Below are 22,137 nucleotides of genomic sequence, written 5' to 3'. Positions count from 1 at the left end.
GTGGACGACCCGCGCTATCTCCGCCAGGTGCTGCTCGCGGAGATCGGTCCAGAGGGGCAGGCGAGGCTCGGGGCGGCGACGGCGCGCGTGCTGGGCGACGGCGGCGGCGCCCTGCCGCTCGCGTACGAGGTGGCGGAGCGCTACGCGCGCGGCGCCGGCTTCGGCGCGCTCGCGGCGGGCGCGATCGACCTCGCCGCGCTCGCGCCCGCCGACCTCGTGACCTCGCCGCCGGCGCGGGCGGTGCTCGCCGGCGCGCGCGCGGCGCTCGCCGAGATGCGCGCCGCGCTCGGCCTGGGCGGCGCGCGGCCGGGGCGCGCGGGGGAGGGCGGCCCGTGAGGCACGCGCTCGTCCGCTCCCGCCGGATGGCGTCGGTCGTCGACGCCGTGGGCGACACGCCGCTCGTGCGCCTCTCGCGCATCGGCCGCGAGACGCCGTCGGTCGAGGTCTACGCCAAGCTCGAGTTCACGAACCCCGGCGGCTCCGTGAAGGACCGCGCCGCCCTGCGGATGATGAGCCGCGCGGCCGCGGACGGCCGCCTGACGAGCCAGAAGACGCTCATCGACTCGACGAGCGGCAACACCGGCGTCGCCTACTCCCTCTTCGGCGCGGCGATGGGCTTCAAGGTGGCGCTCGTCATGCCGTCGAACGTGTCCAAGGCGCGCAAGGACATCGCGCGCGCGTTCGGCACGGAGCTCATCTTCAGCGACCCGATGGAGGGCTCCGACGGCGCGATCCGCCTCGTGCGCGAGCTGGTCCAGAAGGACCCGGAGAAGTACTTCTACCCGGACCAGTACTCGAACGAGGACAACCCGCTCGCCCACTACCACGGCACGGCGCGGGAGATCCTCGACGCTGTCGGCGACAGGATCACGCACTTCGTGGCCGGGGTCGGCACGAGCGGCACCATCGTCGGGACGAGCCGGCGGCTCCGGGAGCACCACCGGCCGATCCGCTGCGTCGCGGTGGAGCCCGAGGACGCGCTCCACGGGCTGGAGGGGCTCAAGCACCTGCCGAGCTCCCTGGTCCCCGCCATCCACGACGCGGCCGCCTACCACGAGACGATGCGGATCTCGACGGAGCAGGGCTGGGACATGTCCGATCGCCTCGCGCGCGAGGAGGCGCTGCACGTGGGGCACTCGGGCGGCGCGGCCGTCTTCGCGGCCTTCGAGATCGCGAGGCGCCTGCACAGCGAACAGCAGGGCGGGTGCGTCGTGGCGATTGTCCCGGACCGGGGCGACCGCTATTTTGCGCCCATGAAATGGGAGAAACGTTACGTATGGTGATGTCTTCCCACCCGTGGACCGCCGGCGGGGTCGTCCTCAAGGCGAGCGTGCTCGCGGCGGTCGAGGCCGAGGCGCTCGCGGGCTACGCGCGCGACGAGGAGGCCTGCGGCTACCTGAAGGGGCCCGCGGGCGAGCCGCTGCTCTGCGACGAGCACGTCCGGATGGAGAACATCGCGAACAAGCTCCACGCGGTCGACCCGGAGCGGTATTTCCGGACGGCGCGGACGTTCTTCGACTTCAACGGCAAGCGCTTCTCCGATGCCGTCGACAAGAGCGCGGCGGAGGGGCGCCCGGTGAAGGTGCTCTATCACTCCCACCTCGACGCGGGCGCCTACTTCAGCCCGACCGACGCCGCCATGATGAGCGGCGGCGAGCCGCCGGCCGAGGAAGGGGGCCAGATCGTGATGGGGCCCGGGCCGGCGTTCCCGCTCGCGTTCCTCGTCACGAGCGTGCGCGGCGGCTCGGGCGAGGGGCGCCCCGAGGGGGCGCCGCGCGTCGCCGAGCACCGCCTCTTCGTGTGGGACGGCGCCGCGTTCGTCGCGTCGACGTTCGACGTCGTCGATTGATCTCATCGCGCCGAGGCCCGCGTCGTTCGCCCTCGCGCTGCCCGCGTCCGCTTGCAGGGGTTCCGCACCCGAGGCCCAGAGAGGCCGAATCCGTAGTCGTCACTTGATCATCGAAGGAGTTGCCTAAATGTCAGGTTTTGTTGTCTGGTTCACCGGTCTGAGCGGCGCAGGCAAGAGCACGCTCGCGGCGATGCTCTCGGCCGAGCTCCGCGCCCGCTCCGTCCACGTGGAGGTGCTCGACGGCGACGAGGTGCGCACGAACCTCTCGAAGGGCCTCGGGTTCTCCAAGGAGGACCGCGATACGAACATCCGGCGGATCGGATACGTGGCGAAGCTCATCGCCCGGTCGGGCGCTTGCGCGATGACCGCAGCCATCAGCCCTTACAAGGCGATCCGCGACGAGCAGCGGGCCCAGACGCCCCGCTTCGTCGAGGTGTTCTGCTCCTGCACGATCCCGGTGCTCACCGAGCGCGACGCGAAGGGCCTCTACAAGAAGGCGCTCGCGGGCGAGATCAAGAACTTCACGGGCATCGACGACCCGTACGAGGCGCCCGAGAACCCCGAGGTGGTCGTCCACACCGACAAGGAGACCAAGGAGGAGAGCCTCGCGAAGATCCTCGCGAAGCTCGAGGAGCTCGGGTACGTCCCGCGCCGCGGCGCCGCTGTCGCGGTGTCCGGCGCCGCCGCCGCGGGGGCGGCCGCGGCGGGCCGCGGGCTCATCGCGCCGCACGGCGGCGAGCTCGTGAACCGGTGGGTCGAGGGCGCGGAGAAGGCGTCGCTCGCGGAGCGGGCGAAGGGGCTGCCGGTCATCGAGCTCGACGAGCGCACGGAGAGCGACGTCGAGATGATCGCGGTCGGCGCGTTCTCGCCGCTGCGCGGCTTCATGAACTCGAAGGACTACCTGCGCGTCGTGCGCGAGATGCGGCTCGAGAACGGCCTGCCGTGGTCGATGCCGATCACGCTCGCCGTCTCGGAGCAGGCGGCGGAGGGGCTCCGCGTGGGCGCCGAGGCGGCGCTCCGCACGCGCGACGGCCGCATCGTCGCGGTCATCGAGGTGAGCGACAAGTGGCGGCCGAACAAGGAGCTCGAGGCGCAGGAGGTCTTCCGGACGACCGAGACGAAGCACCCGGGCGTCGCGTACCTGATGAGCACGGGGCCCGTGTACGTCGGCGGCGAGATCCGCGTGCTCGAGCGGCCGGTCGAGTCGCCGTACCCGGCGTACCACCGGGATCCGGCGGTGACGCGGGCGTACTTCGCCGAGAAGGGGTGGCGCCGCATCGTCGGGTTCCAGACGCGCAACCCGATCCACCGGGCGCACGAGTACATCACCAAGACGGCGCTGGAGATCTGCGACGGGCTGATGATCCACCCGCTCGTCGGCGCGACCAAGTCGGACGACATCCCGGCGGACGTCCGGATGCGCTGTTACGAGGAGCTCATCGCGAAGTACTATGTGAAGGACCGCGTGCTCCTCTCGATCTACCCGGCGGCGATGCGCTACGCGGGCCCGCGCGAGGCGATCTTCCACGCGCTCGCGCGCAAGAACTACGGCTGCTCGCACTTCATCGTGGGGCGTGACCACGCCGGCGTCGGCAGCTATTACGGCACGTACGACGCGCAGGAGATCTTCAATGTCTTCAGCCCCGGCGAGCTCGGCATCACCACGCTCAACTTCGAGAACGCGTTCTACTCGACCGTTGTCGGAGCGATGGCGACGGCGAAGACGGCGCCGGGCGACGCGTCGACGCAGGTCAACCTGTCCGGGACGAAGGTGCGCGAGCTGCTCCAGAAGGGCGAGCTGCCGCCGCCGGAGTTCTCCCGCCCGGAGGTCGCGCGCATCCTCATCGACGCGATGCGCGGCTCGTCGTAGCGCTCCCGGCCTGAGGGCAGCGGCGCGCGGGGTCGCCGAGGGGGGCCGCCGCGCGGCTCCAGGCATGGCGCGCCTCGCGCGTACCGCGGCCCTCACGCTGCTGGCCGCGCTCGCCGGGCTCTCCGCTGGGGCGCCGGCGCGCGCGGACCTCAGCGACGACGCCGCGCGCGTGGCGCGGATGTGGTCGCTCTCCGGCGCGCGCGTCGCGCGCCTGCCCCCCCTCTTCATCGAGCACGGACGCACCAGGCTGGTCGCGATCACCCCGCCGCCCGCCGGCACCTCCGGCGCTGCCGGCATACCCGGCGTGGCCGGCATACCCGGCGCTGCCGGCGCAAAGGCCGACGAGTGCCTCACGGCCGCATTTATCGCGCCCCGCATCGTGGAGTTCACGCTGGAGACCTCGCCCCTCGCGGGCGACGTCTCGGCCCTCGAGGGCCTCGTTCAGCGGCTGCGCGGCCGGGATCCCGACGAGGAGCGGCGCGTCCACAGCGTCGGCGGGGCCGCGGTGATCACGCGGTGCGGGCCCGCGCGCGAGGAGCTTGGCCGCGTCGCGGTCGAGGTGCTCTCGCCGCGCGGCGCCTTCGACGTCGTCGTCGCCTCGTCGAGCGCGCCGCCCGAGCGCATCGAGGCGATCCTGCCGGAGCGCGCGTTCGGGCCCGAGGCGCCGCGCGGCGACCCGGGGCGGCCAGCCGAGCCCGGTCCGCTCGATGCCCGGGTCGCGCGGGCAGCGCGCCGCGCGCGGGCGGAAGGGGCGCTCCGCGTCGTGCCGACCGAGATGAGCTCCTCGGTGGTCGGGACGGGGCAGTTCTCGGTCAAGCTCGCCGAGGGGTGTCACCGGATCGATCTGATGGCCGAGGTGCCGAGCGCCACGGTGCGCCGCGCGACCGACCTCGACGCCGAGGCGCGCGAGGCGGGCACGGGGAGGCAGCTCGACCGCGACAGGTCCGACGCGCCCGATGGGCGGCTCGACTTCTGCCTTGGCGAGCCGGGCGTCGTGGAGGTGCCGTTCCTCGGGGCCGCGGGCCCGGTGAAGGTCGTGCTGTCCGACGCGCACTGGCCGCTGCCCCCGTTCGTGCCGGGGCACTTCGGCGCGCGCGCCCGGGGCAACCTGGCCGCGGCGCTGCACCGCCGCCACGCGCCCGCGCCCCGCGCGCAGCCGATCGCCGAGGCGGTCGGCGCGCAGGGCGACACGCTGGTCCCGGTCCAGGTCGAGCCGGGCCGCTGCTACTTCGCCGCCGCGGGGCTGGTCCGGGGCGAGCTGCGCGCGCTGCGGCTCTCCGTCGAGCTGGGCGACCACGCCGGCCGCGACGACGCCGGCGACGGCGGCGAGGGCGCCGGCGTGGCCTTCTGCTCCGACCTCGAGGAGAGCGCCGCGCTCCGCGTCGGCGCGCGGGGCAACTCGGCGGTCTGGGTGCTCGCGGTCTGGCCGATGGACTGACGCCAGCGCGAAGAAGCGAGAGATGTGAACCACAGAGGCACAGAGGGCACAGAGGAGAGAGAAGAAGGGAGCAGAAGTTCTCTCCTCTCTCCCCTCTGTGCCCTCTGTGCCTCTGTGGTTGATTTTCTTTGTTTGCTCGAGTCTCGCCCCGCGCGCTCTCTCACCCCGCGTCGCGCCGCCCTCTCGGCCGGCGCTCGGGGATCGGCTCCGACCTGGGGCCGGGCACGGCGCCCGACTGGGCCCGCTCCGGCAGGAGCTGGCGGAGCTGCCAGGCCTGCAGGCACGCGCGCCGCTCCGCGTCCCGCAGCGCGTGCTGGTGCTGGCCCATCATGAACGCCGGCACGACCAGCATGAACAGGGTCGTCAGCGTCAGCGCCGTCATCGTCGGGATCCTCGAGTGCTCGACGGCCTGGGGCAGGATGATCATCGCCCCGTCCGTGAACTCGTACGAGGGGGGCAGGAGGCCCGAGTACTCGATCCACGCGGCGGCCAGCACCGCGGCGCAGCCGGTCACGACCACGGCGACGCGGTACGCCGTCCGGTACGTGAACGAGTTGCCGTACGTGAAGATGACGAGGAGCATCGGCATGAAGAGCAGCGGCCCGAAGCCGCGCCCGATGCACAGGAAGCTCAGCACGTTGAAGACGAACCCGCCGTAGGCGTACCACTCCGCCGCCGGGCGGTGGACGACGCGCGCGGCGACGCACTTCATCAGCGCCGCCAGGGCGGTGAAGACCAGGATGCAGGCGAAGACCTGCCACTCGCGGATGCCAAGCCACACCGCGGCCACGAGCGTCGCGATCGCCGTCGCGAGCAGCTCGGCGCGGATGCCCGCGTGCAGCTGCAGGCGGTGTCGCGCCGCGGCGGCCGCGTCCAGCTCGGCGAGCACCTCCTGCGGCATCTCGCGCGGCGGCTCGGTCAGGATGCGCCGGAGCGTCTCCAGGGCGCGATCGTTCGACGGGTCGAGGGCGAGCGCCTGGCCGACCTCGCTGAGCAGCGTCTTGCGGGCGCTCTCGGCCTCCTTCCCGCCGTCGAGCGCCTTCGCGATCTTCTCCTCGGCCATGCCCGCGTGCCGCGCGGCGAGGCCGCGGCGCAGCTCGACGTCCTTGTCGCCGTCGAGGAACCGCTCGACCGCCTCGTAGAGCGCGCGCGCCGTCGGGTAGCGCTCGGCCGGCTCGCGCCGCGTCGCCTTCACGCAGATGGCGTCGAGCTCCGGGGGCACCTCCCGCTCGGGCGCGCGCACCGACGCCCGGGCGTCGGCGCCGTGGATGAGCGAGTCGAGCATCTCGTTGCGGTCCTTCTTCGGGTGCAGCGGCTTCAGCGTGAGCAGCTCGAAGAGGATGGCCCCGAGCGAGTAGACGTCGCTGCGCGCGTCGAGCGTGTCGACGCAGCCCTGCGCCTGCTCCGGCGACATGTAGCCGAGGGTCCCGAGCACGTCGCCCGGGATGGTCCTCGTGCTCATCGGATCTTCCCCCATGTCGATGGTCTGGAGCGGCGTGTCGATGAGCTTGGCGACGCCCCAGTCGAGCAGGTACACCTCGCCGAAGTCGCCGAGCATGATGTTGGCGGGCTTGAGGTCGCGGTGCAGCACGCCGCGGGAGTGCGCGAAGTCCACGGCGATGCAGATGGACGAGAACGCGGTGAGCAGCTTGCGGCGCGAGAAGCTCTGGAGCGCCGCCGCGTCGCCCTCGCGCAGCTCGTTCAGGATCCTCGCCAGCGTGAGGCCCCGGAGGCGCTTCATCGTGAAGTAGGCCGAGCCCTTGGCGTCCACGCCGAGGTCGTAGACGGGCACGATCGAGGGGTGCTCGAGCTGGCCCTGCACCCGGGCCTCGCGGAGGAACCGGTGGTGGAGCGTCGTGTCGCCCTGGTGCTCCGCGCGGATGACCTTCATGGCCACGTCGCGGCCGATGCGGCGGTCCCTGCAGAAGTGGACCTCCCCCATCCCGCCGACGCCGAGCAGCGAGCGCACCTCGTAGCGGGGTCCGTCGCTGGCGATGTCGGACAGCTCCGCCCGGGCGCGGCCGGGGTTCACCGGCGTGGGGCTCTGTCCGAGCGAATCTCCGCCCTTTCCGCGAGATTTTCGCATCTCGGGGAGCTGCTCGAGCGTCTCGAAATCGTCGTCGAACAGAGCCATGGCCTTCGGGAAGCCAGGCTCAGTCGCGCCGTGCCAGCAAAACCCCACACCGGCAGGGCTCCGCGGGCGCCCCCCGGACCGTCTACTGACGGTCACGAGCTGCGCTGCGGATCGCTGGGCTTCCTTGAGGGAAGGATCTCGTATCGGGTGGTGATGTCAACGGGGTGCTGCGTCCGTGCATGACAGCGGGCGAGCCGTGCGGCTCGGCGTCCGATCTCGCCCAGCCGGGGTGAAGGCGTGTGAATCGCGTGAAATGAAGGTCGATGTCGGGCGCTCGGCGACGCGCGGCGCACGTGCAGAGGGCTGTGCGGCGCGCCGTCGGTGTGCCTCAGCACAGGGATCATGCATGTCGGGAGATCGCCGCGCGCCGTGCGCCGTTATCGACGAGCCGCGGAGTCGGCGTGGGCGCCGCGCCGCGGGAGAGCTCCGCGAGGCCCCGACGAGGGCGCGGCACGCTCGCCGCGCTCAGCGTCCGACGAGCGCGAGCAGCGTCTTCTTGTTCGTCAGGCCGACGTGCCGCCCGAGCGGCGCGCCGTTCTGGAAGGCGACCACCGTCGGCAGCCCGCGGATCTCGAACTGCTTCGCGGCCGCGGGCGACTCGTCGACGTCGAGCTTGACCACCTTGACCTGGCCCGCCGTCTCCGTCGCGATCTCCTCGACGATCGGCGCGAGCCGCTTGCAGGGGGCGCACCAGGACGCGGAGAAGTCGACGAGCACCGGCGTGTCCGTCTCCAGGACCTCTCGAGCGAAACTCAGATCGTTGACCTCGATGACGTTCTTGCTGCCCATGGCGCTGTCCTTTCAGTGCATCTCGGGGATGAGCGGCGCTGGTCGCGATGCCCCGGCTCGGCGCCGGCCTGCTCTTCACAGCCACGCTCGCATCAACTGTTATAGGTACGGTTTCAGTTTGCGCCAGGGGAGGGGGGCGCCTCCGCCCGGGCCGAGCCCGGCGCGATCAGTCGGCCCTGGAGGGCGCCGGGCGGCCGAGGTGCTGCGCCCGGAGCGCGATGTCCGCGACGGTCTTGTGCGCGAGGCCGCGGAGCAGCCCCTCGTTGGCCGCCTCGGCGACCTCGTCGAACGCCCGCTGGATCCCGGCGCCGATCGGGCACTTCGCGTTCGGCTCGCACGGGCTCGGCGCGATGGCGCCCTCCGGCTCCACGGCGGCGTACACCTCGCTCAGCCGGATCGCCTTCGCGGGCCTGGCCAGGCGGTAGCCGCCGGCGCGGCCCTCCCGCGCCTCGATGAGCCCGGCCTGCGACAGCCGGGCGAGGATGCGCCGCAGGAACGCCGGGTTCGTGTTGATGCTCGCCGAGAGCGCGTCGCTCGCGCAGCTCTCGCCGGTCTGCGCGAGCAGCGCGAGGGCGTGCGTGGCGATGGCGAAGCGACCCGAGGACATCGAAGGGCTCCTCGCGGATATCTGAGTGTTCCGGGGGTTCCCGTGTCAAGGCGCCGGGCGCGGGCCATCGCCGCCGCTGGTGTCTTCCTCGCCGGGCCGGGCGCTCCTCAGGGCGCCCTGGCGCTCCTCAGGGCGCCCTGGCGGACGTCCGGGTCAGCACGAGCGCCTCCCCCTTGCCCGCCGCGAGCCGGAGCTCGATCGAGGCGGGGATGGGCGCCGGGCCGGCGCAGCGGCTGTCGGAGACGACGTGGCGCGCGCGCGCGAGCGAGCTCTCCCCCGTCGAGGTGTCGACCAGCCGCAGGTCGACGCCGGCGCCCTCGGCGTCGAGCGCCGCGATGACCTCGGCGCACGTGTTGGCCGGGATCTGGAGGGGGAGGATCTTCAGGCGCGCCGCGTCGAGCGCCACGGCCTGCGCCCCGGCGGCCGACGCGGCGCCGGTCGCGCCCGTCGCGCTCATGCGACCGAGCAGCCGCGCGGCGGCGAGCGGGTGGGCCACGAGCGCCGGCGGGGCCTCGGGTTCCTTGCGGACCTCGACCGCGAAGGGGCCAGGCTGCGCCATCGACTCGACGTCGACCCGGGCGGGGCCGCCGCTGCCGCAGGTGAAGAGCGTCGCCTGGGCGCCGCCTCGGGCGCGGCCGAGCAGCGCGTGGGCGTCGCTCCAGAGCTCCGCGAGCACGTCGGCGAGCGGCTTGCCGGCGAGCACGTCGATCCGGGCGCAGCCGGCCGGCAGCTCGATCGGCAGCGTCGTCCGGCTGCCGAGCCGCGCGGCCCCGGTCGACACGCGCGGCGCGCCGTAGCCGCGGCTCGCGAGCGCGCGGCCGTGCGCCGCCCTCACCTCGGCGAGATCGCGGCCCTCGGTCACGCGCTCGATCGGCGTGGCCCCGGAGATCTCCGCCTCGGCCCCCGGCTGCGCGCGGCCGACGACCACGGCCACGAGGCCCTGCGTGCCGCGCGAGCGGATCGCGATCGACAGCTCGATCGAGGCCGTCGAGCAGAGGAGCAGGGTGCGATCCTGGCCCCGCTCCCGGGCGCGCGCGACGATCCTGCCGGTCTCGTCCTCGGCGACCACCTCGAGCGAGGCGACCTCGTCGCTCGGCGAGACGAGCACGTCGACGCAGCGGCCGCCGTCGAGGGTGACGCCGATCCGGCTCGCCGTCCGCGAGCCCACGGGGAGCGCGACGCGCCGGACGTCCTCCCAGCGCGCGCCGATCGCGCCGCGGTGCGCCCTGACCTTCGCCTCCAGGCCCGGCCACGACTCGAGCCGGCCGCTCTCGTCGCCGGCCCTGCCGCGGGCGCCGACGGCGCGGGCGACGGCGTCCGCCGCCTTTTCCGGGACGCCCTGCACGCCGACGCTCACCGCCCCGGCGCCCGACATGACGCGCGCCATGACGTAGAGCCGCCGCGGGTGCGGCGGGCAGACGAGGATGGAGGCGCGCGCGTCGGCGGCCTCGTCCGTGGAGAAGGCGCTGCCGTCGTCCTCGAAGGCGAACAGGTCGACGTCGCCGATCGTCGGCGACACGCGCGCCATCGCGAGCATGCACTCGCCCGCGGGCACCTCGACGAAGGCGCCGAGGCGATCGCCCTCGGACAGCATGTCCGCGCCGACGACCCGGAGCGGGCCCGCGCCGGCCTGGGCGGCGCGCCCGGCGTCCCGGCCGAGCAGGGAGCCGCCGTCGATGCGGTCCGGCAGCGGGCGCAGCACCTCGGGCGCCGGCGCGCCCGACGAGGCGGTCGCCCCGGCGCGGCAGGCGGGCGCGGCGGCGAGCAGGGCCGCGAGCGCCCAGCCCGCGCGGGCGGGCGACGGGCGGGGCGCGGAGGGCAGCGGGGGCGCGGGCGAGGGGAGGGACGCGGGGTGTCGGGGACGCAAGGTCGTGGGCTCGTCGGGGCGCTCGCTCGTCGGGGCGCTCTCCAGAGAGACGAGGTTTTACTTCAGCGCGGGTACGGCATCCAGGGCGCGCCCGTCGCCGCCCGTCGCCGCCCGTCGCCGCGCCGCCACGCCGCCGCCCGCCGCCCGCGTCACGCCTCGGTCGCCTCGGCGCAGATCCGCCCGAGCGTCCGGACCGCGTGCTCGATGAGGTCGGTGAACGGGTAGCCGCAGTTCACCCGGATGTAGTTCGAGAACCGGTGCTTGGCCGAGAAGATGGGCCCCGGGGCGACGCTGATGCCGTGCTCGAGCGCGCGCTCGTTCACCTCCAGCGCGCTCGCGCCCGGCGGCAGCTCGACCCAGAGCACGAAGCCGCCCGCGGGGCGCGAGACCCGGGTGCCGGAGGGGAAGTGCTCGGCGATCGCCTCGCTCATGCGCGCGACCTGGGCGGCGAGGCGGCGCCGGAGCGTCCGCAGGTGGTGGTCGTACCCGCCGTTCTCGAGGAACTCGGCGATCGCCATCTGCGGCAGCGTCGCGCACGCGACGCTCTGCCCGAACTTGAGCTGCTCGACCTCGTCGCGGAAGCGGCCGGGGGCCGTCCAGCCGACCCGGTAGCCCGGGGCCATCGTCTTCGAGAACGACGAGCAGAGCATCACGAGGCCCTTGCGATCGAACGCCTTGGCCGGGCGGGGGCGGACGTCGCCGAAGTGCACGTCGCCGTAGATGTCGTCCTCGATGAGCGGGATCTCGCGGCGCGCGAGCATCGCGACGAGCCGCTCCTTCGCCTCGTCGGGCATGGCGCTGCCGAGGGGGTTGTTGAAGTTCGGGATCGCGAGGCACGCCTTGATGCGGTGGCGGCCCAGCATCTCCTCGAGGACGTCGAGGTCCATGCCCGTGCGGGGGTTCGACGGGACCTCGAGCGCCTTGATGCCGAGGCTCTCGATGAGCTGGAGGAGCCCGTAGTACGCCGGCGACTCCAGCGCGACCGTGTCGCCGCGGCGCGCGACCGCGCGCAGGCACAGGTGGAGCGCCTCCATGGCGCCGACGGTGGTCACGATGTCGTCGGCGGAGAGCGCGACGCCCCACTCGACCGAGCGCCGGGAGATCTGCCGCCGCAGCGCCGGCAGGCCGGGCGGCGGGTCGTACGAGACGCCCGCGCCGCCCGCGCTCCGCGCGATCGCGCTGAGGATGCGGTTCAGCTTCTCGGTCGGCAGGAGCTCGGGGCTCGGGCACGCGGCGCCGAACGGGACGATGTGCGGATCGCGCGTGGCCCGGTACACCTTCGTGACCAGGGCCTTCACGCTGACGCGCGTGGCGGTGCTGCAGGCGCGCGCGGCCCGCGGCTCGGGCAGCACCGAGACGCGGCGGGCGCGGACGTAGTGCCCCGACTGCGGGCGCGCCTCGACGAGCCCGCGGTTCTCGAGCTGCAGGTACGCCTGCAGCACCGTCGCGACGCTGACGCCCTGCTGCCGGCTGAGCCGCCGCACCGACGGGATCCGGTCGCCCGGCCGCAGCGTGCCGCGCGCGATCAGGTCGGCGATGTGCGCGGCCACGCGATCGTAGAGGTGGGCATCGTCCTGCGGCTCGAGGGTCGCCTGCGCGTACACGAGGGAGAGTGTACAGCCGGGCGACCGCTGCGGTACCGGTACAGCGGGGGCGCGTGAGGACCAGCACAGTCGCCGATTCCCGCAACTGTACCGGCCTCAATCCGGAAGAGACTGCCTCTGTGCCGGTCGCCCGCCAGGGCGCAAGCTCCGGCACATGAAATTGACCTCACTTGTTCCGGAGGCGCCGTCGCGCTTCCGAGAGGCGGCGCGGATCGAGCTGGGAAAGGGGGGGCTGTGGACGCACCGGCTCCGGGGAGGCCCGCTCCTCCTGAGCTGTACCTCCGGCTCGGTCTGGATCACGCGCGAGGGAGCGCCGGACGACGTGGTGCTGGAGGCGGGGGCCAGCTACGGCGGCGACGGGCGAGGGCTGCTCGTGGTGGAGGCGCTCGAGCCGGCGCAGATCGCGGTGGACGCGGGCGGGGCGGGGAAGGCGCTGCGGGCGGCGCTCGAGAGGGCGCGGGGGAGCTGGCTCGTGCTCCTCTCGCTGGCGGCGCTCTACGTCGTCTGGGGGTCGACGTACCTGGCCGTCTCGGTGGCGCTCGAGACGCTGCCGCCGTTCCTGCTGGCGGGGGTGCGCTTCGTGACCGGGGGCGCGCTGCTCTACGGGGTGCTCCGGCTGCGCGGCGTCCCCCGGCCGACGCTGCGGCAGTGGGGGGCGGCCGCGAAGGTCGGGGTGCTGCTGCTCGTCGGCGGCAACGGGCTGGTCGTTGTCTCGCAGCAGTGGGTGAGCTCGGGCGTCGCCGCCGTCGTCGTGTCCACGATGCCGCTCTGGCTGGCGCTGTTCACCACCGTGCGGGCCGCGCGGGGCGGCGCGAGCGCCGGCGCCCGGGCGCCGGCGCCGGAGGTCTCGCGCGGCGAGTGGGTGGGGCTCCTGGTCGGCTTCGCGGGCGCGGCGCTGCTCCACCTCGGCGGCGCCCTCCACGCGGAGCACGCCGGCGCGCTGCTCATCGTGCTGGCCCCCGTCGCCTGGGCGCTCGGCTCGCTGTACAGCCGCACGGCGTCCCTGCCCGAGGGCCCGATGGCGGTGGCGGCGGAGATGCTGTCCGGCGGCGCGGTGATGCTCGGGATCAGCGCGCTCTCGGGCGAGCAGCTGGCCGCGGCGCCTTCCTCGCGGTCGCTCCTCGCGCTCGCCTATCTCGTCGTGTTCGGCTCGATCGTGGGCCTCAGCGCTTATACATTCCTGCTCAGGAACACGCGCCCGGCGATCGCGACGAGCTACGCCTATGTGAACCCGATCGTCGCCATCGCGCTCGGCGTCGCGCTCGGCGGCGAGCGCGCCTCCGCGGCGACGTGGGCGGCGGCCGCCATCATCGGCGCCGGCGTTGTCATTGTCTCGAAGTCACGCCACTAGAGCGGCGCTCACCCGCACAGGAGACGGGCCCAGATCGGCGTTTTCGGCGCGCAGGCGTACTCCAGTACGCCGAGCACCGAAAACGTCGAGGTGGGCCCGTATCCGAAGCGGGTGATCCTGGCGCGCGCCGTCCACTGTAGGCAATGCGGGGGGCGCCGTGTAGTGTGCGCGGCCAGGAGGCGAGTAGATGAAGAGAGGTTTCCGGCTGCTCGGATGGGCGCTGCTCCTCCCGGGCGCGACCTCGTCGTGCGGCGGCGACATCGGCGGCGACGCGGCCGTCGCCACGGCGTCGTCGGGCGACGGCGGCGGCGGCGCGAGCGCGGTGACGAGCGTGAGCTCGGGCGGCGGCGAGGGCGGCGGCGCGACGGGCGTGGGCAGCGGGGGAGCCGGCGCGGGCCCGACGGGCGAGTGCGCGCAGCTCGCGCCCGGACCCCTCGCGCCGACCCTGGTCACCGACGTGTTCGACGGCAGCGCGGACTTCGCGTTCGATGGCCGGGGCCACCTCGTCGCCAAGCAGGGGCCGAACCTCATTCGCTACGACGCCACGGGACAGACGTCGAACTTCGCGTCTCTGCCGGGCACCGTGCTCGGGCTGAGGTACCGGCCCGACGGGACCCTCGTGGCCGCGCGGCCGGATCAAGGGGCCGTCGCCCAGATCTCGACCACCGGCATCGTCGACGACTACGTGGAAGCCCTCCAGGCGCCGAACGGCCTCTCCGCGGACACGGACGGCAACGTCTGGGCGACCGAGCGCGCCGGCAACCGGGTGATCCGCCTCGCCCCGGACGCGACGGTCGAGGTGATCGCGAGCGGCGAGCCCGAGGTGAGCCAGCCGAGCGGCGTCGTCTTCGACCCGGCGCGGAAGGTCGTCTTCTATACGAACTCCGCCGCCGGCGAGATCCGCAGGATCGATCTCGCGATCGCGGGCGCGCTGCCGGTGCTCGTGAGCACGGTGCCGTCGGCCGTGCTCGACGGGCTCGTCCTCGATACGTGCGGTCACCTCTACACGATCGACAGCAAGGACCGGGGCCTCTACCGCGTGCAGCTCGACGCCGGCGGCGCGGCCCTGGGAGAGCCGGAGCTCCTGGCCACGTTCCCGACCTCGGTCGCCAATGCGCAGTTCGGATCGGGCCCCGGCTTCAATGCAAAGACCCTTTATGTCGGCGGCGCGGCCGGAGCCATCCACGCTGTTGCCCTCGGCATCGTCGGCGCGCCCGTCCCCGCGCCGCCAGAAGCGCCATGATGAGCGCTCCCCGGCGGCGCAGCGGGACGCGGGCTCAGCCGGCGCCCTCGGTCGCGGCGACCTCGCCCTTCTTGAGCTTCCCTTGAAGCTCGCCGAGCTTCCCGGCGGTCCGCTCGAGGGCGCGCGCGGTGTTCTCGAGCGCGGTCCGCCCATACCCGATGGCCACCTCTGCCCAGGAGGTGCCCAGCGCGCGCAGCGTCTCGACGAGCGGCGGCTTGGCCGCCGGCTTCGAGGCGCCCGCGTCGACCTGCTCCGCCGGGGCGGCGCTCCCATTCACGCTGTTCGCGGCCTTCGGCTCGGTGATGCTCTGGGTCTCACTCATGATCTACCTCCCACCTTCGTTATGTCCCCCCGCGATGCACGCGGGCGTACAGAGATGATGAATCGGACGATGAATCGGACGATGGCCCCCCGCGCCCCGCGCGTCGCCCGCTCCCACGGGCTCGCGAGACGCGATGTGCACTGGAGCGCGGAGGCCTCGTGCGCGATCGTGCCAGGGGACGAGGCCGGTTTTGCGGCTTCGTCGGAGGCACAAACGCGTCGCCACGACACTGCGACGCAACGCGTTAACTGTCAAGACCGGATGTCGATTTTGTTGCAGTCGTTTTTCACTCGGTTGTTTGATGAGGACGCTGCGGCGGCCATCGCGTTCGCTCGGCAGGTCAAAGAAGGGAGTTTCCCTATGTCGCTCGCGCGCTCGAACAAGGCGGCGCCTTCAAGGCTCTTCGGGCTTCTCATGGTGCTGTTGCTGCTCGTGGTCCCGTCGCTTTCGCTGGGGCAGCCGGCGGCCGAGCCGACGGGAGCGCCAGCCGCGGGCGCGGCGCCCGCGGCGCCCGCGGCCAAACAGGGCACGACGGCCCCGGCCCGCGGGGCCGCGCTGCCGCCGGACTCGTGGGCCGGCCAGCTGGAGATGCTCTCGCGCTGGGTCGAGGAGCGCGGCGCCGCGGGGGAGTGCGCCGAGCGCTGTTACGCCCTCGACCGGCTGCGCATCACCGGCGCGGTGGGCGAGGGGCCGCTCCAGTTCGAGCTCTCGGGCGGCGTGCTCGCCGACGGCCCGGTGGCCGTGCCGCTCTTCGGGCCGCCGGAGCACGTCCGCATCGAGGCCGTGCTCGACGACGGCAGGCCCGCGTCGCGCCGCGAGGCCGCGCCGATCAGCTTCGAGGAGGGCCATTACTACCTCTGGACCGCGGCGCGCCGCTTCGTGCTCCGGGGCACGCTGTCGCTCGAGGGCGACCTCACGCTCCTCGTGGCGGGCCCGCTCAACTCGTTCGAGGCCGACGTGACCGGCGGCACGGTCGCGGAGGGCGCGCGGCTCTCGGGGCTCTCGGGGGCGACGCTCCACTTCAGCCCCGACGGGGGCGCAGCGGCAGAGAGCGCGGGGCCCACGGTCTTCCAGCTCTCGCGCGCGGTGCGCGTGGGGCGCGAGATCGGCTTCGAGTACCGGCTCATCATGCGGTCGGGCAGCGATCTCGGCGTCGTGCGCCTGCCGCTCGCGTTCGGGGAGAAGGTGCTCGACGTCTCGGGCGCGAGCGGCTTCCGGACCGAGGGCAGCGAGCTCGTGCTGCCCACCTCGGGCCGCAGCGCGGAGATGAAGATCACGGGCACGCTCCCGAAGGTCGGCGCCTTCTCGCCCGATCCGCGCTCCGCCTACGAGTGGTGGCTGTTCGAGTCCGACGCGGAGCACCGGCTCACCGTGAAGGGCGACGCGCGCCAGGTCGACGCGGCCGAGTCGCCGATCCCGCGGACCCAGGCGACGTCGCGGCTCCTGCTCGTGCAGCGGGGCCAGCGCGTCGAGGTCGACGTCGAGCCGCTCGCGGGGGTCGAGGTGCTCGCCGCGGTGGTGCGCGAGCACCGCCGCACCCTGGTCCTGACCGAGCGCGGGGACCTCGTGGCCGACGACTCGCTGAGCTACGAGAACAACGGCATCGATTACCTGACCTACGCGCCCGGCGGGCGGCCGATCTACCTCGCCACCGACGGGAAGGCGCAGCGGATCATGCACCAGGGCGCGGCGGCGGAGGAGGTCCTCGTCCCCCTGCAGACGGGGAGCCACATGATCCAGGTGCAGTCGCTGGCGCAGGCGTCGGTGCGGCCGCTCGGCGGATCGATGGAGCTGCCGATGCCGAGCTACCCGCTCACCGCGAGCCAGCTCCAGCTCACGGTCGGGCTGCCCGAGCGCGTGCTGCCGCTCGCGCTGCTCGGCGGCGACCGGCCGGTGTGGTTCGCGGACAGTGGCGACGCCGTCGCCGTGGTGATCGGCTTCGTGGCGGCGTGGATCGCCGTCCGCCCCGGCGCGGCGACGAGCCGCGGTCGGCGGCGCGCGCTGCGGGTGCTGGGCGGGCTGGTCATGGCGGGCCTGTGGTTCGTGGCGCCCGCGACGTTCGTGGCGCTCCTCGTCGGGATCGCGACGGCGTCGGTGGCGTGGCTCGTGGGGCGGCTCTTCCGGGGCACGAGCCGCGCTGTCGCGATGGTGGTGCTGCTCGGCATGGGCGGCCTGGCGCTGCTGATCGGGCTCTTCGCTGTCTCGGCGGGGCGCTACCAGGGGGAGCGCTGGGACTACGCGGAGAACGCCGCGTCGGCGCCCTCGTCCACGCGCAGGGCCAAGGACGACGACCAGGCCAAGGGAGGCGGCTCCCTCGCCCCCGGCGGCGCCGTGCTGGAGGGGGTGACGCCGGTCGCGCTGGGGCTCCCGAGCTACGCGCGGAACCTGCACGTGAGCCGCGAGCTGGTCACGCGGGACCGCGCGTTCCGCCCCGTGCTCGTCTACACGACGTCCTCGGCGCTCGTGCCGCTCGCGCTCCTGTGGCTGGCGGGGGTGGCGGTCCTCCTCAACGCGCACCGCGCGGCGCTCATGGAGCTCTACCGGCGCGCGGCCACGCGCCTCGCGCGCAGGCCCGAGGACGGCCACGACATCGACCGGCGCGGGGGCGGCGGCAGGTCCCACGGCAGCGGGCGGCCCGCGGCAGAGCCCCAGGGGCCGCTCGGCTGACGCTGGAGCGCGGCGCCGGCCGGCAGGCACGGAGCCCCGGCGCCGCTCAGCTGATTTCTTCCTGACAGAGACGCCGGGACGGAGAGCAACTCATGACCGACAAGAACCCCCCGCTCACGCTGTGCGAGCTCGCCGATCCAGGCGTCCCCGGGCTGGAGAGCTACTCGCCGTTCTGCCTGAAGGTGCACCGCGCCCTGAAGGCGGCCGGGCTGCCGTACGCGCGCCGCCACGGCACGCACCCGGGCGTGTTCAAGCGGTACAACCCCGCCGGGAAGGTGCCGGTGCTGCTCATCGGCGACGAGCCGATCAGCGACTCGACCGAGATCCTGCGGCGCATCGAGGCGATGGCGCCGGGGACGCTCATGAGCGGCGACCGCGCGGCGCAGGCCGAGGCGTGGCTCTGGGAGGAGTTCGCCGACGCGAGCCTCGGCGGCTTCGTGACCGCGGCCCGGTGGGCCGACGAGCGCAACTGGCCGACGTTCAGGAAGGTCTTCTTCGGCGAGCTGCCAGCCCCGGTGCGCGCGGTCCTGCCCGTGGTCGTGCGCCGGCGGCTCATCCGCAGGCTCGTGACGCGCGAGGTCTGGGACGAGGGCGCCGAGCGCTGCTGGTCGCGGCTCGAGGCGCTGCTCGACGAGCTCGAGGTGCGCGCGCCGCGCGACGGGTTCTGGGTCGGCGGCGCGCTCTCGGTCGCGGACCTCTCGCTCTTCGCTCACCTGCGCAGCCTCCGCATCGACCTGACGCCGTGGCAGCAGGGCGCGGTCCGCCGCCGCGCGGCGCTGAGCGCGTACCTCGACCGGGTGGACGCGCGCACGTCCGGCGGGGCCGCCGCGCGCGCGGCGTGAGCGAGCAGGGCGCGCGGCGCGGACGAGCGAGCCGCGCGCTACGCGCCGTCGATCGGTGATACCACCCGGGCATGAGGTGGTCGCCTCGTCTCCTCGTGGCCGTCGCGCTCCTCGCGCTCGTCGCGCTGCGCATCGCCCAGCTGAGCCCTCCCGCCGTCGTACCGGCCAGCGCCCCGCCCGAGGTGTTCTCGGCCGAGCGGGCCAGGGAGCACCTCGCGCGCATCGCCGCGGAGCCGCGCCCGACCGGCTCCGCGGCGCACCGGCGGGCGCGCGACTACCTGCTCGCGGAGCTCTCGAAGCTCGGCGTGGAGCCCGAGATCCAGAGCACCTCGGTGCTCAGCAGGCAGTGGGGCCTGCCGTACGACGCCGCCCACGTCGAGAACATCGTGGCGCGGCTGCCGGGCGCGGACAGCACCCGGGCGGTCGCGCTCGTCGCGCACTACGACTCGGTGCCCGGCAGCCCCGGGGCCGCCGACGACGGCAGCGGGGTGGCGGCGCTGCTGGAGACGCTGCGCGCGCTGCGGAGCGGGGCCCCGCTCCGCAACGACGTGCTGCTCCTGTTCACGGACGCGGAGGAGGGCGGCATCCTCGGGGGCAAGGCGTTCATGGACGAGCACCCGCGGCGCGGCGAGGTGGGGATCGCGCTCAACTTCGACGCCCGCGGGGCCGGCGGCGTGGTCGCGATGTTCGACACCGGGCCCGGGGACGCCTGGCCCGTCCGCGAGCTCGCCCGCGCCGCGCCCTACCCGGTGGCGTCGTCGCTCTTCCCCGAGGTCGCGCGGCGCATGGGCCACAGCACCGATCTCAGCGTGTTCAAGCGGGCCGGGATCCCCGGGCTGAACTTCGCCTTCAGCGACGGCGCCGCGCACTACCACGCGCCGTCCGACACCGTGAGCAACCTCGATCTCCGGAGCGTGCAGCACGCCGGCGACTACGCGCTGTCGCTCGCGCGGCGCTTCGGCGCGCTCGACCTCGGGCGCCGGGGCGGCGAAGACGCCGTGTATTTCAACACCTGGGGCGCCCACCTCGTGTCGCACCCGACCAGCTGGGTGCCCGCGATCGCCGCGCTGATCGCCTGCCTCTTCGCGGGCGTGGCGGCGGCGGCGCGGCGGCGGCAGGAGGCCTCGCTGGGCCGGATCGTCGCGGGATCGCTGGGTTTTCTGGCGCTGCTGCTCGGCGTGTCCGCCGCGGCGGGCGGGCTCGCGTGGGCGCTGCGGCGCGCGCACCCGGTGCTGCGGGCGATGCCGTTCGAGCCGTACAACGCGCCCGCATACAGGCTCGCGATCGCGCTCGTCGCGCTCGCGGCCGCCTCGGCGGGCTACCGGCTGCTCCGCAGGCGCCTCGGGGCCTGTGAGGTCGCGCTCGGCGCGCTGCTCGTCTGGCTGCTGCTCCTGGCGGCGGCGAGCCTCGCCATGCCGGGCGCGAGCTTCTACTTCGCCTGGCCGCTCGCGTCCGCCTTGGTGGGCCTCGCGGCGGTGACGATCCGGCGCGGCGGCGCGCCGCCCACGCAGCTCCCCACGTCGCCGCCCACGCAGCTTCCCACGTCGCCTCCGACGTTGCCTCCCACGTTGACCGACGCCGCGCTCCTCGTGGCCGCCGCGGCGCCGGCGGTCGCGGTGGCCGTGCCCGGCCCATACCTGCTCTTCGTGGCGCTGGGGCTGCCGGCGGCGGCGGCGCCGGCCCTCGCCGTCGCGCTCGTCTTCGGGCTGTTCCTTCCGCACGCCGAGTTCCTCGGGGGCGGCCGCTCGCGGTCGCTCGCGCTCGCCTTCGGGGCGCCGGCGGTCGCGGCGCTCGCCGTCGCCTGCGCGACAGGCGGCTTCACCGAGGCGCGGCCCCGGCCGGCGAGCCTCGCTTATGCGCTCGACGCGGCCGCCGGCGAGGCGCACTGGCTCTCGGCCGACCGGGACCTCGATCCCTGGACCGCCGCGTACTTCCCGGAGGACCGCGTGCAGGCGCCCTCGTTCGCGGTGCCGTACGTGCGCCTGGCCCACCAGAGCGAGGCGCCGGCCCTCGCCCTGCCGCCGCCCTCGCTCACGGTGCTCGGCGACGCGACGGGCGGCGGCGTGCGGTCGCTCCGGCTGCGCCTCGCGTCGGCCCGGGGAGCACCCTGGCTGTTCGCCGAGGTGGCGTCCCCCACGGCGGTGATCCGCGCGGTGGTGGACGGGCGGAGCGTGGAAGAGTCGGCCCGCGGGGCGGGGCGGAACCAGCGCTGGGGTTTCACCTACATGGGCTTGCCGCCGGAAGGCATCGAGTGGTCGCTGGAGGTCGAGGACGCGGGGCCGATCGAGATTCGGCTGATGGACCAGACCTACGAGCTCCCGCGCGAGCTCGCGCCCGGGCCGCGGCCGAGGGAGATCATGGGGGCGCCGTACCGGCTCGCGGATTCGACGTTCGTGAGCGGGTCGTTCTGGCTTTAGCCCCGCGCCGCGGCGTCGTCCTCGGGCTCACGAGCGAGAGAGAGAAAGCACCACAGAGGGCACAGAGGGAGAAAAGTAATCTCTGTGGCTCTGTGCCTCAAATCCTTCCGAGGAGCGCGCGATCAGTCGACGAAGATGGGCTCGCAGTTCGTGAACGCGAGCGTCGACTGGATCGTGAAGTTCGACGCATCCGTGTGCCGCTCGGCGTGGAAGAAGTCGAGCGGATACTCCTGGCCGGGCGCGATCCCGAGCGCGGTGGCCATCGCATCGAGGTCGAGTCGGTCCTCTTGCGGGCTGTGGAGGCCGCCGAGATCGATGGCGAGCCGGTTGTTGATGAACACCCAGAGATCGTCGTCGCCGGAGAACCGGAACACCTCGCCGCCTTTATAAACGAACTTCATGTGGAGCTCGAACGTGAAGTGGAAGTTGTGCTCCCTCCCCTCGTTCCCGAAGCCCTCCCCATCGACGGGGAAGAAGGCCCGGTTGTCGTAGGTGGCAATGCCGTTCCCGTTGACCGTGGGCGTGATGGTGAACTGGATCGGCATGTTCACGCCGTCGACGTCGCGGTACCACTGATCGAACTCGGCCGGCCCGGTCGTGTGCTCGGTGCCGCCCCGGTGCGCATAGACGGGCTTCTGATCCGGGCCCAGCTCGCGCTCGACGATGCCCTTCAGGCCCTGGCCCGTGAACGTCTCGAAGTCGGGGTGCCCATCGCCGCCGTTGTAGGCGCGGAAGTCGCGCACGATCCCCGTGAGGTTCGTGTCGCACCCGCTGCCGCTGCCCGCGCCCGCGCCCGCGCCCGCGCCCGGCCCCCCCGTCACGCCGCTGCCGATGTCGTCGCCGCCCGTCGGCGTGCCCGCGCCAGCCCCGGCGCCGGAGCCGGAGCCGGAGCCGCTCGACTCGCCGTCGCTGCCGCCACAGGCGACCCCGGCCAGGACCAGCATCATTGCGAGCGGAGCACACCAATTCGATTGCAGCGGCTGAAGCATGCGAAGACTCCTTCTGAGCGTGACTGAGCGTGAGTTGCGCGCGCGAGGCGCCAGGGCAGCCAAAGCAAACAGCCGCCGAGGGCGCAAGTGAGAAAGCGATCCTATCCCGTCGCAATGTGGAGGCGACGTACAAATTCATCTCCGTGCG

17 protein-coding genes are annotated in these 22,137 nt (G+C 73.7%); 10 read left to right on the top strand and 7 right to left on the bottom strand.

What is annotated here, in order from left to right; genetic code table 11:
* From WME85_RS35390 to WME85_RS35370, 5 genes are all read left to right on the top strand, one after another.
* Positions 1–336 carry a hypothetical protein gene (locus WME85_RS35390; RefSeq protein ID WP_437827510.1) on the top strand — a complete coding sequence of 112 codons (336 nt, stop codon included), beginning with the start codon at positions 1–3 and terminating at the stop codon, positions 334–336.
* A complete protein-coding gene (locus tag WME85_RS35385; RefSeq protein ID WP_437827509.1) occupies positions 333–1,283 on the top strand; it encodes a PLP-dependent cysteine synthase family protein in 951 nt (316 codons plus the stop codon). The genes WME85_RS35390 and WME85_RS35385 overlap by 4 nt, the downstream gene beginning before the upstream one ends.
* The gene (locus WME85_RS35380) at positions 1,277–1,849 is read left to right on the top strand and encodes a Mov34/MPN/PAD-1 family protein (RefSeq protein ID WP_437827508.1); all 573 of its coding nucleotides are present in this window, start codon (positions 1,277–1,279) and stop codon (positions 1,847–1,849) included. Before WME85_RS35385 ends, WME85_RS35380 begins: the two co-directional genes overlap by 7 nt.
* Before the next feature lie 127 nt (positions 1,850–1,976).
* On the top strand, positions 1,977–3,719 hold the full coding sequence (gene sat, locus WME85_RS35375; RefSeq protein WP_437827507.1) for a sulfate adenylyltransferase: 1,743 nt from the start codon (positions 1,977–1,979) through the stop codon (positions 3,717–3,719).
* A 64-nt stretch (positions 3,720–3,783) separates the two neighbouring features.
* On the top strand, positions 3,784–5,157 hold the full coding sequence (locus WME85_RS35370; RefSeq protein WP_437827506.1) for a hypothetical protein: 1,374 nt from the start codon (positions 3,784–3,786) through the stop codon (positions 5,155–5,157).
* A 160-nt stretch (positions 5,158–5,317) separates the two neighbouring features.
* On the opposite strand, the gene WME85_RS35365 is transcribed toward WME85_RS35370, so the two are convergent.
* From WME85_RS35365 to WME85_RS35345, 5 genes are all read right to left on the bottom strand, one after another.
* Positions 5,318–7,291, bottom strand: a complete 1,974-nt coding sequence (locus WME85_RS35365) for a serine/threonine protein kinase (protein WP_437827505.1) — start codon at positions 7,289–7,291, stop codon at positions 5,318–5,320.
* Between the two features lie 465 nt (positions 7,292–7,756).
* Positions 7,757–8,080, bottom strand: coding sequence for a thioredoxin family protein (trxA, locus tag WME85_RS35360; RefSeq protein ID WP_437303456.1), 324 nt, complete (start codon positions 8,078–8,080; stop codon positions 7,757–7,759).
* Positions 8,081–8,246: 166 nt separating this feature from the next.
* Complete coding sequence (locus WME85_RS35355; RefSeq protein WP_437827504.1) at positions 8,247–8,687, bottom strand: Rrf2 family transcriptional regulator; 441 nt, start codon at positions 8,685–8,687, stop codon at positions 8,247–8,249.
* Positions 8,688–8,814: 127 nt separating this feature from the next.
* Entirely contained in the window at positions 8,815–10,554 is a 1,740-nt protein-coding gene (locus WME85_RS35350) for a hypothetical protein (protein ID WP_437827503.1), read from the bottom strand.
* Between the two features lie 149 nt (positions 10,555–10,703).
* Positions 10,704–12,158: a PLP-dependent aminotransferase family protein gene (locus WME85_RS35345; protein ID WP_437827502.1), complete on the bottom strand. Its 1,455-nt coding sequence runs from the start codon at positions 12,156–12,158 to the stop codon at positions 10,704–10,706.
* 154 nt (positions 12,159–12,312) lie between these two features.
* Here WME85_RS35345 and yedA point away from each other — a divergent pair, with 154 nt between their 5' ends.
* Positions 12,313–13,509, top strand: a complete 1,197-nt coding sequence (yedA, locus tag WME85_RS35340) for a drug/metabolite exporter YedA (RefSeq protein ID WP_437827501.1) — start codon at positions 12,313–12,315, stop codon at positions 13,507–13,509.
* Positions 13,510–13,696: 187 nt separating this feature from the next.
* On the top strand, positions 13,697–14,752 hold the full coding sequence (locus WME85_RS35335) for an SMP-30/gluconolactonase/LRE family protein (protein WP_437827500.1): 1,056 nt from the start codon (positions 13,697–13,699) through the stop codon (positions 14,750–14,752).
* 34 nt (positions 14,753–14,786) lie between these two features.
* On the opposite strand, the gene WME85_RS35330 is transcribed toward WME85_RS35335, so the two are convergent.
* Positions 14,787–15,074 (bottom strand): hypothetical protein, encoded by a 288-nt coding sequence (locus tag WME85_RS35330; protein ID WP_437303450.1) that lies wholly within the window; start codon positions 15,072–15,074, stop codon positions 14,787–14,789.
* Between the two features lie 414 nt (positions 15,075–15,488).
* On the opposite strand from WME85_RS35330, the gene WME85_RS35325 reads away from it, so the two are divergent.
* From WME85_RS35325 to WME85_RS35315, 3 genes are all read left to right on the top strand, one after another.
* A complete protein-coding gene (locus WME85_RS35325) occupies positions 15,489–17,741 on the top strand; it encodes a hypothetical protein (protein WP_437827499.1) in 2,253 nt (750 codons plus the stop codon).
* A 92-nt stretch (positions 17,742–17,833) separates the two neighbouring features.
* A complete protein-coding gene (locus tag WME85_RS35320; RefSeq protein WP_437827498.1) occupies positions 17,834–18,583 on the top strand; it encodes a glutathione S-transferase family protein in 750 nt (249 codons plus the stop codon).
* Positions 18,584–18,654: 71 nt separating this feature from the next.
* Positions 18,655–21,000 carry a M20/M25/M40 family metallo-hydrolase gene (locus WME85_RS35315; protein ID WP_437827497.1) on the top strand — a complete coding sequence of 782 codons (2,346 nt, stop codon included), beginning with the start codon at positions 18,655–18,657 and terminating at the stop codon, positions 20,998–21,000.
* Between the two features lie 122 nt (positions 21,001–21,122).
* Here the strand turns inward: WME85_RS35315 and WME85_RS35310 are convergent, their stop codons facing one another.
* Positions 21,123–21,989 carry a fibro-slime domain-containing protein gene (locus tag WME85_RS35310; protein WP_437827496.1) on the bottom strand — a complete coding sequence of 289 codons (867 nt, stop codon included), beginning with the start codon at positions 21,987–21,989 and terminating at the stop codon, positions 21,123–21,125.
* Positions 21,990–22,137 lie beyond the last annotated feature (148 nt).

This window comes from Sorangium sp. So ce1153, from assembly GCF_051521595.1.
Taxonomy (GTDB): Bacteria; Myxococcota_A; Polyangia; order Polyangiales; family Polyangiaceae; genus Sorangium.
Note: the sequence above shows the minus strand (reverse complement) of the source record. Positions and strands in the feature narration are given on the sequence as shown.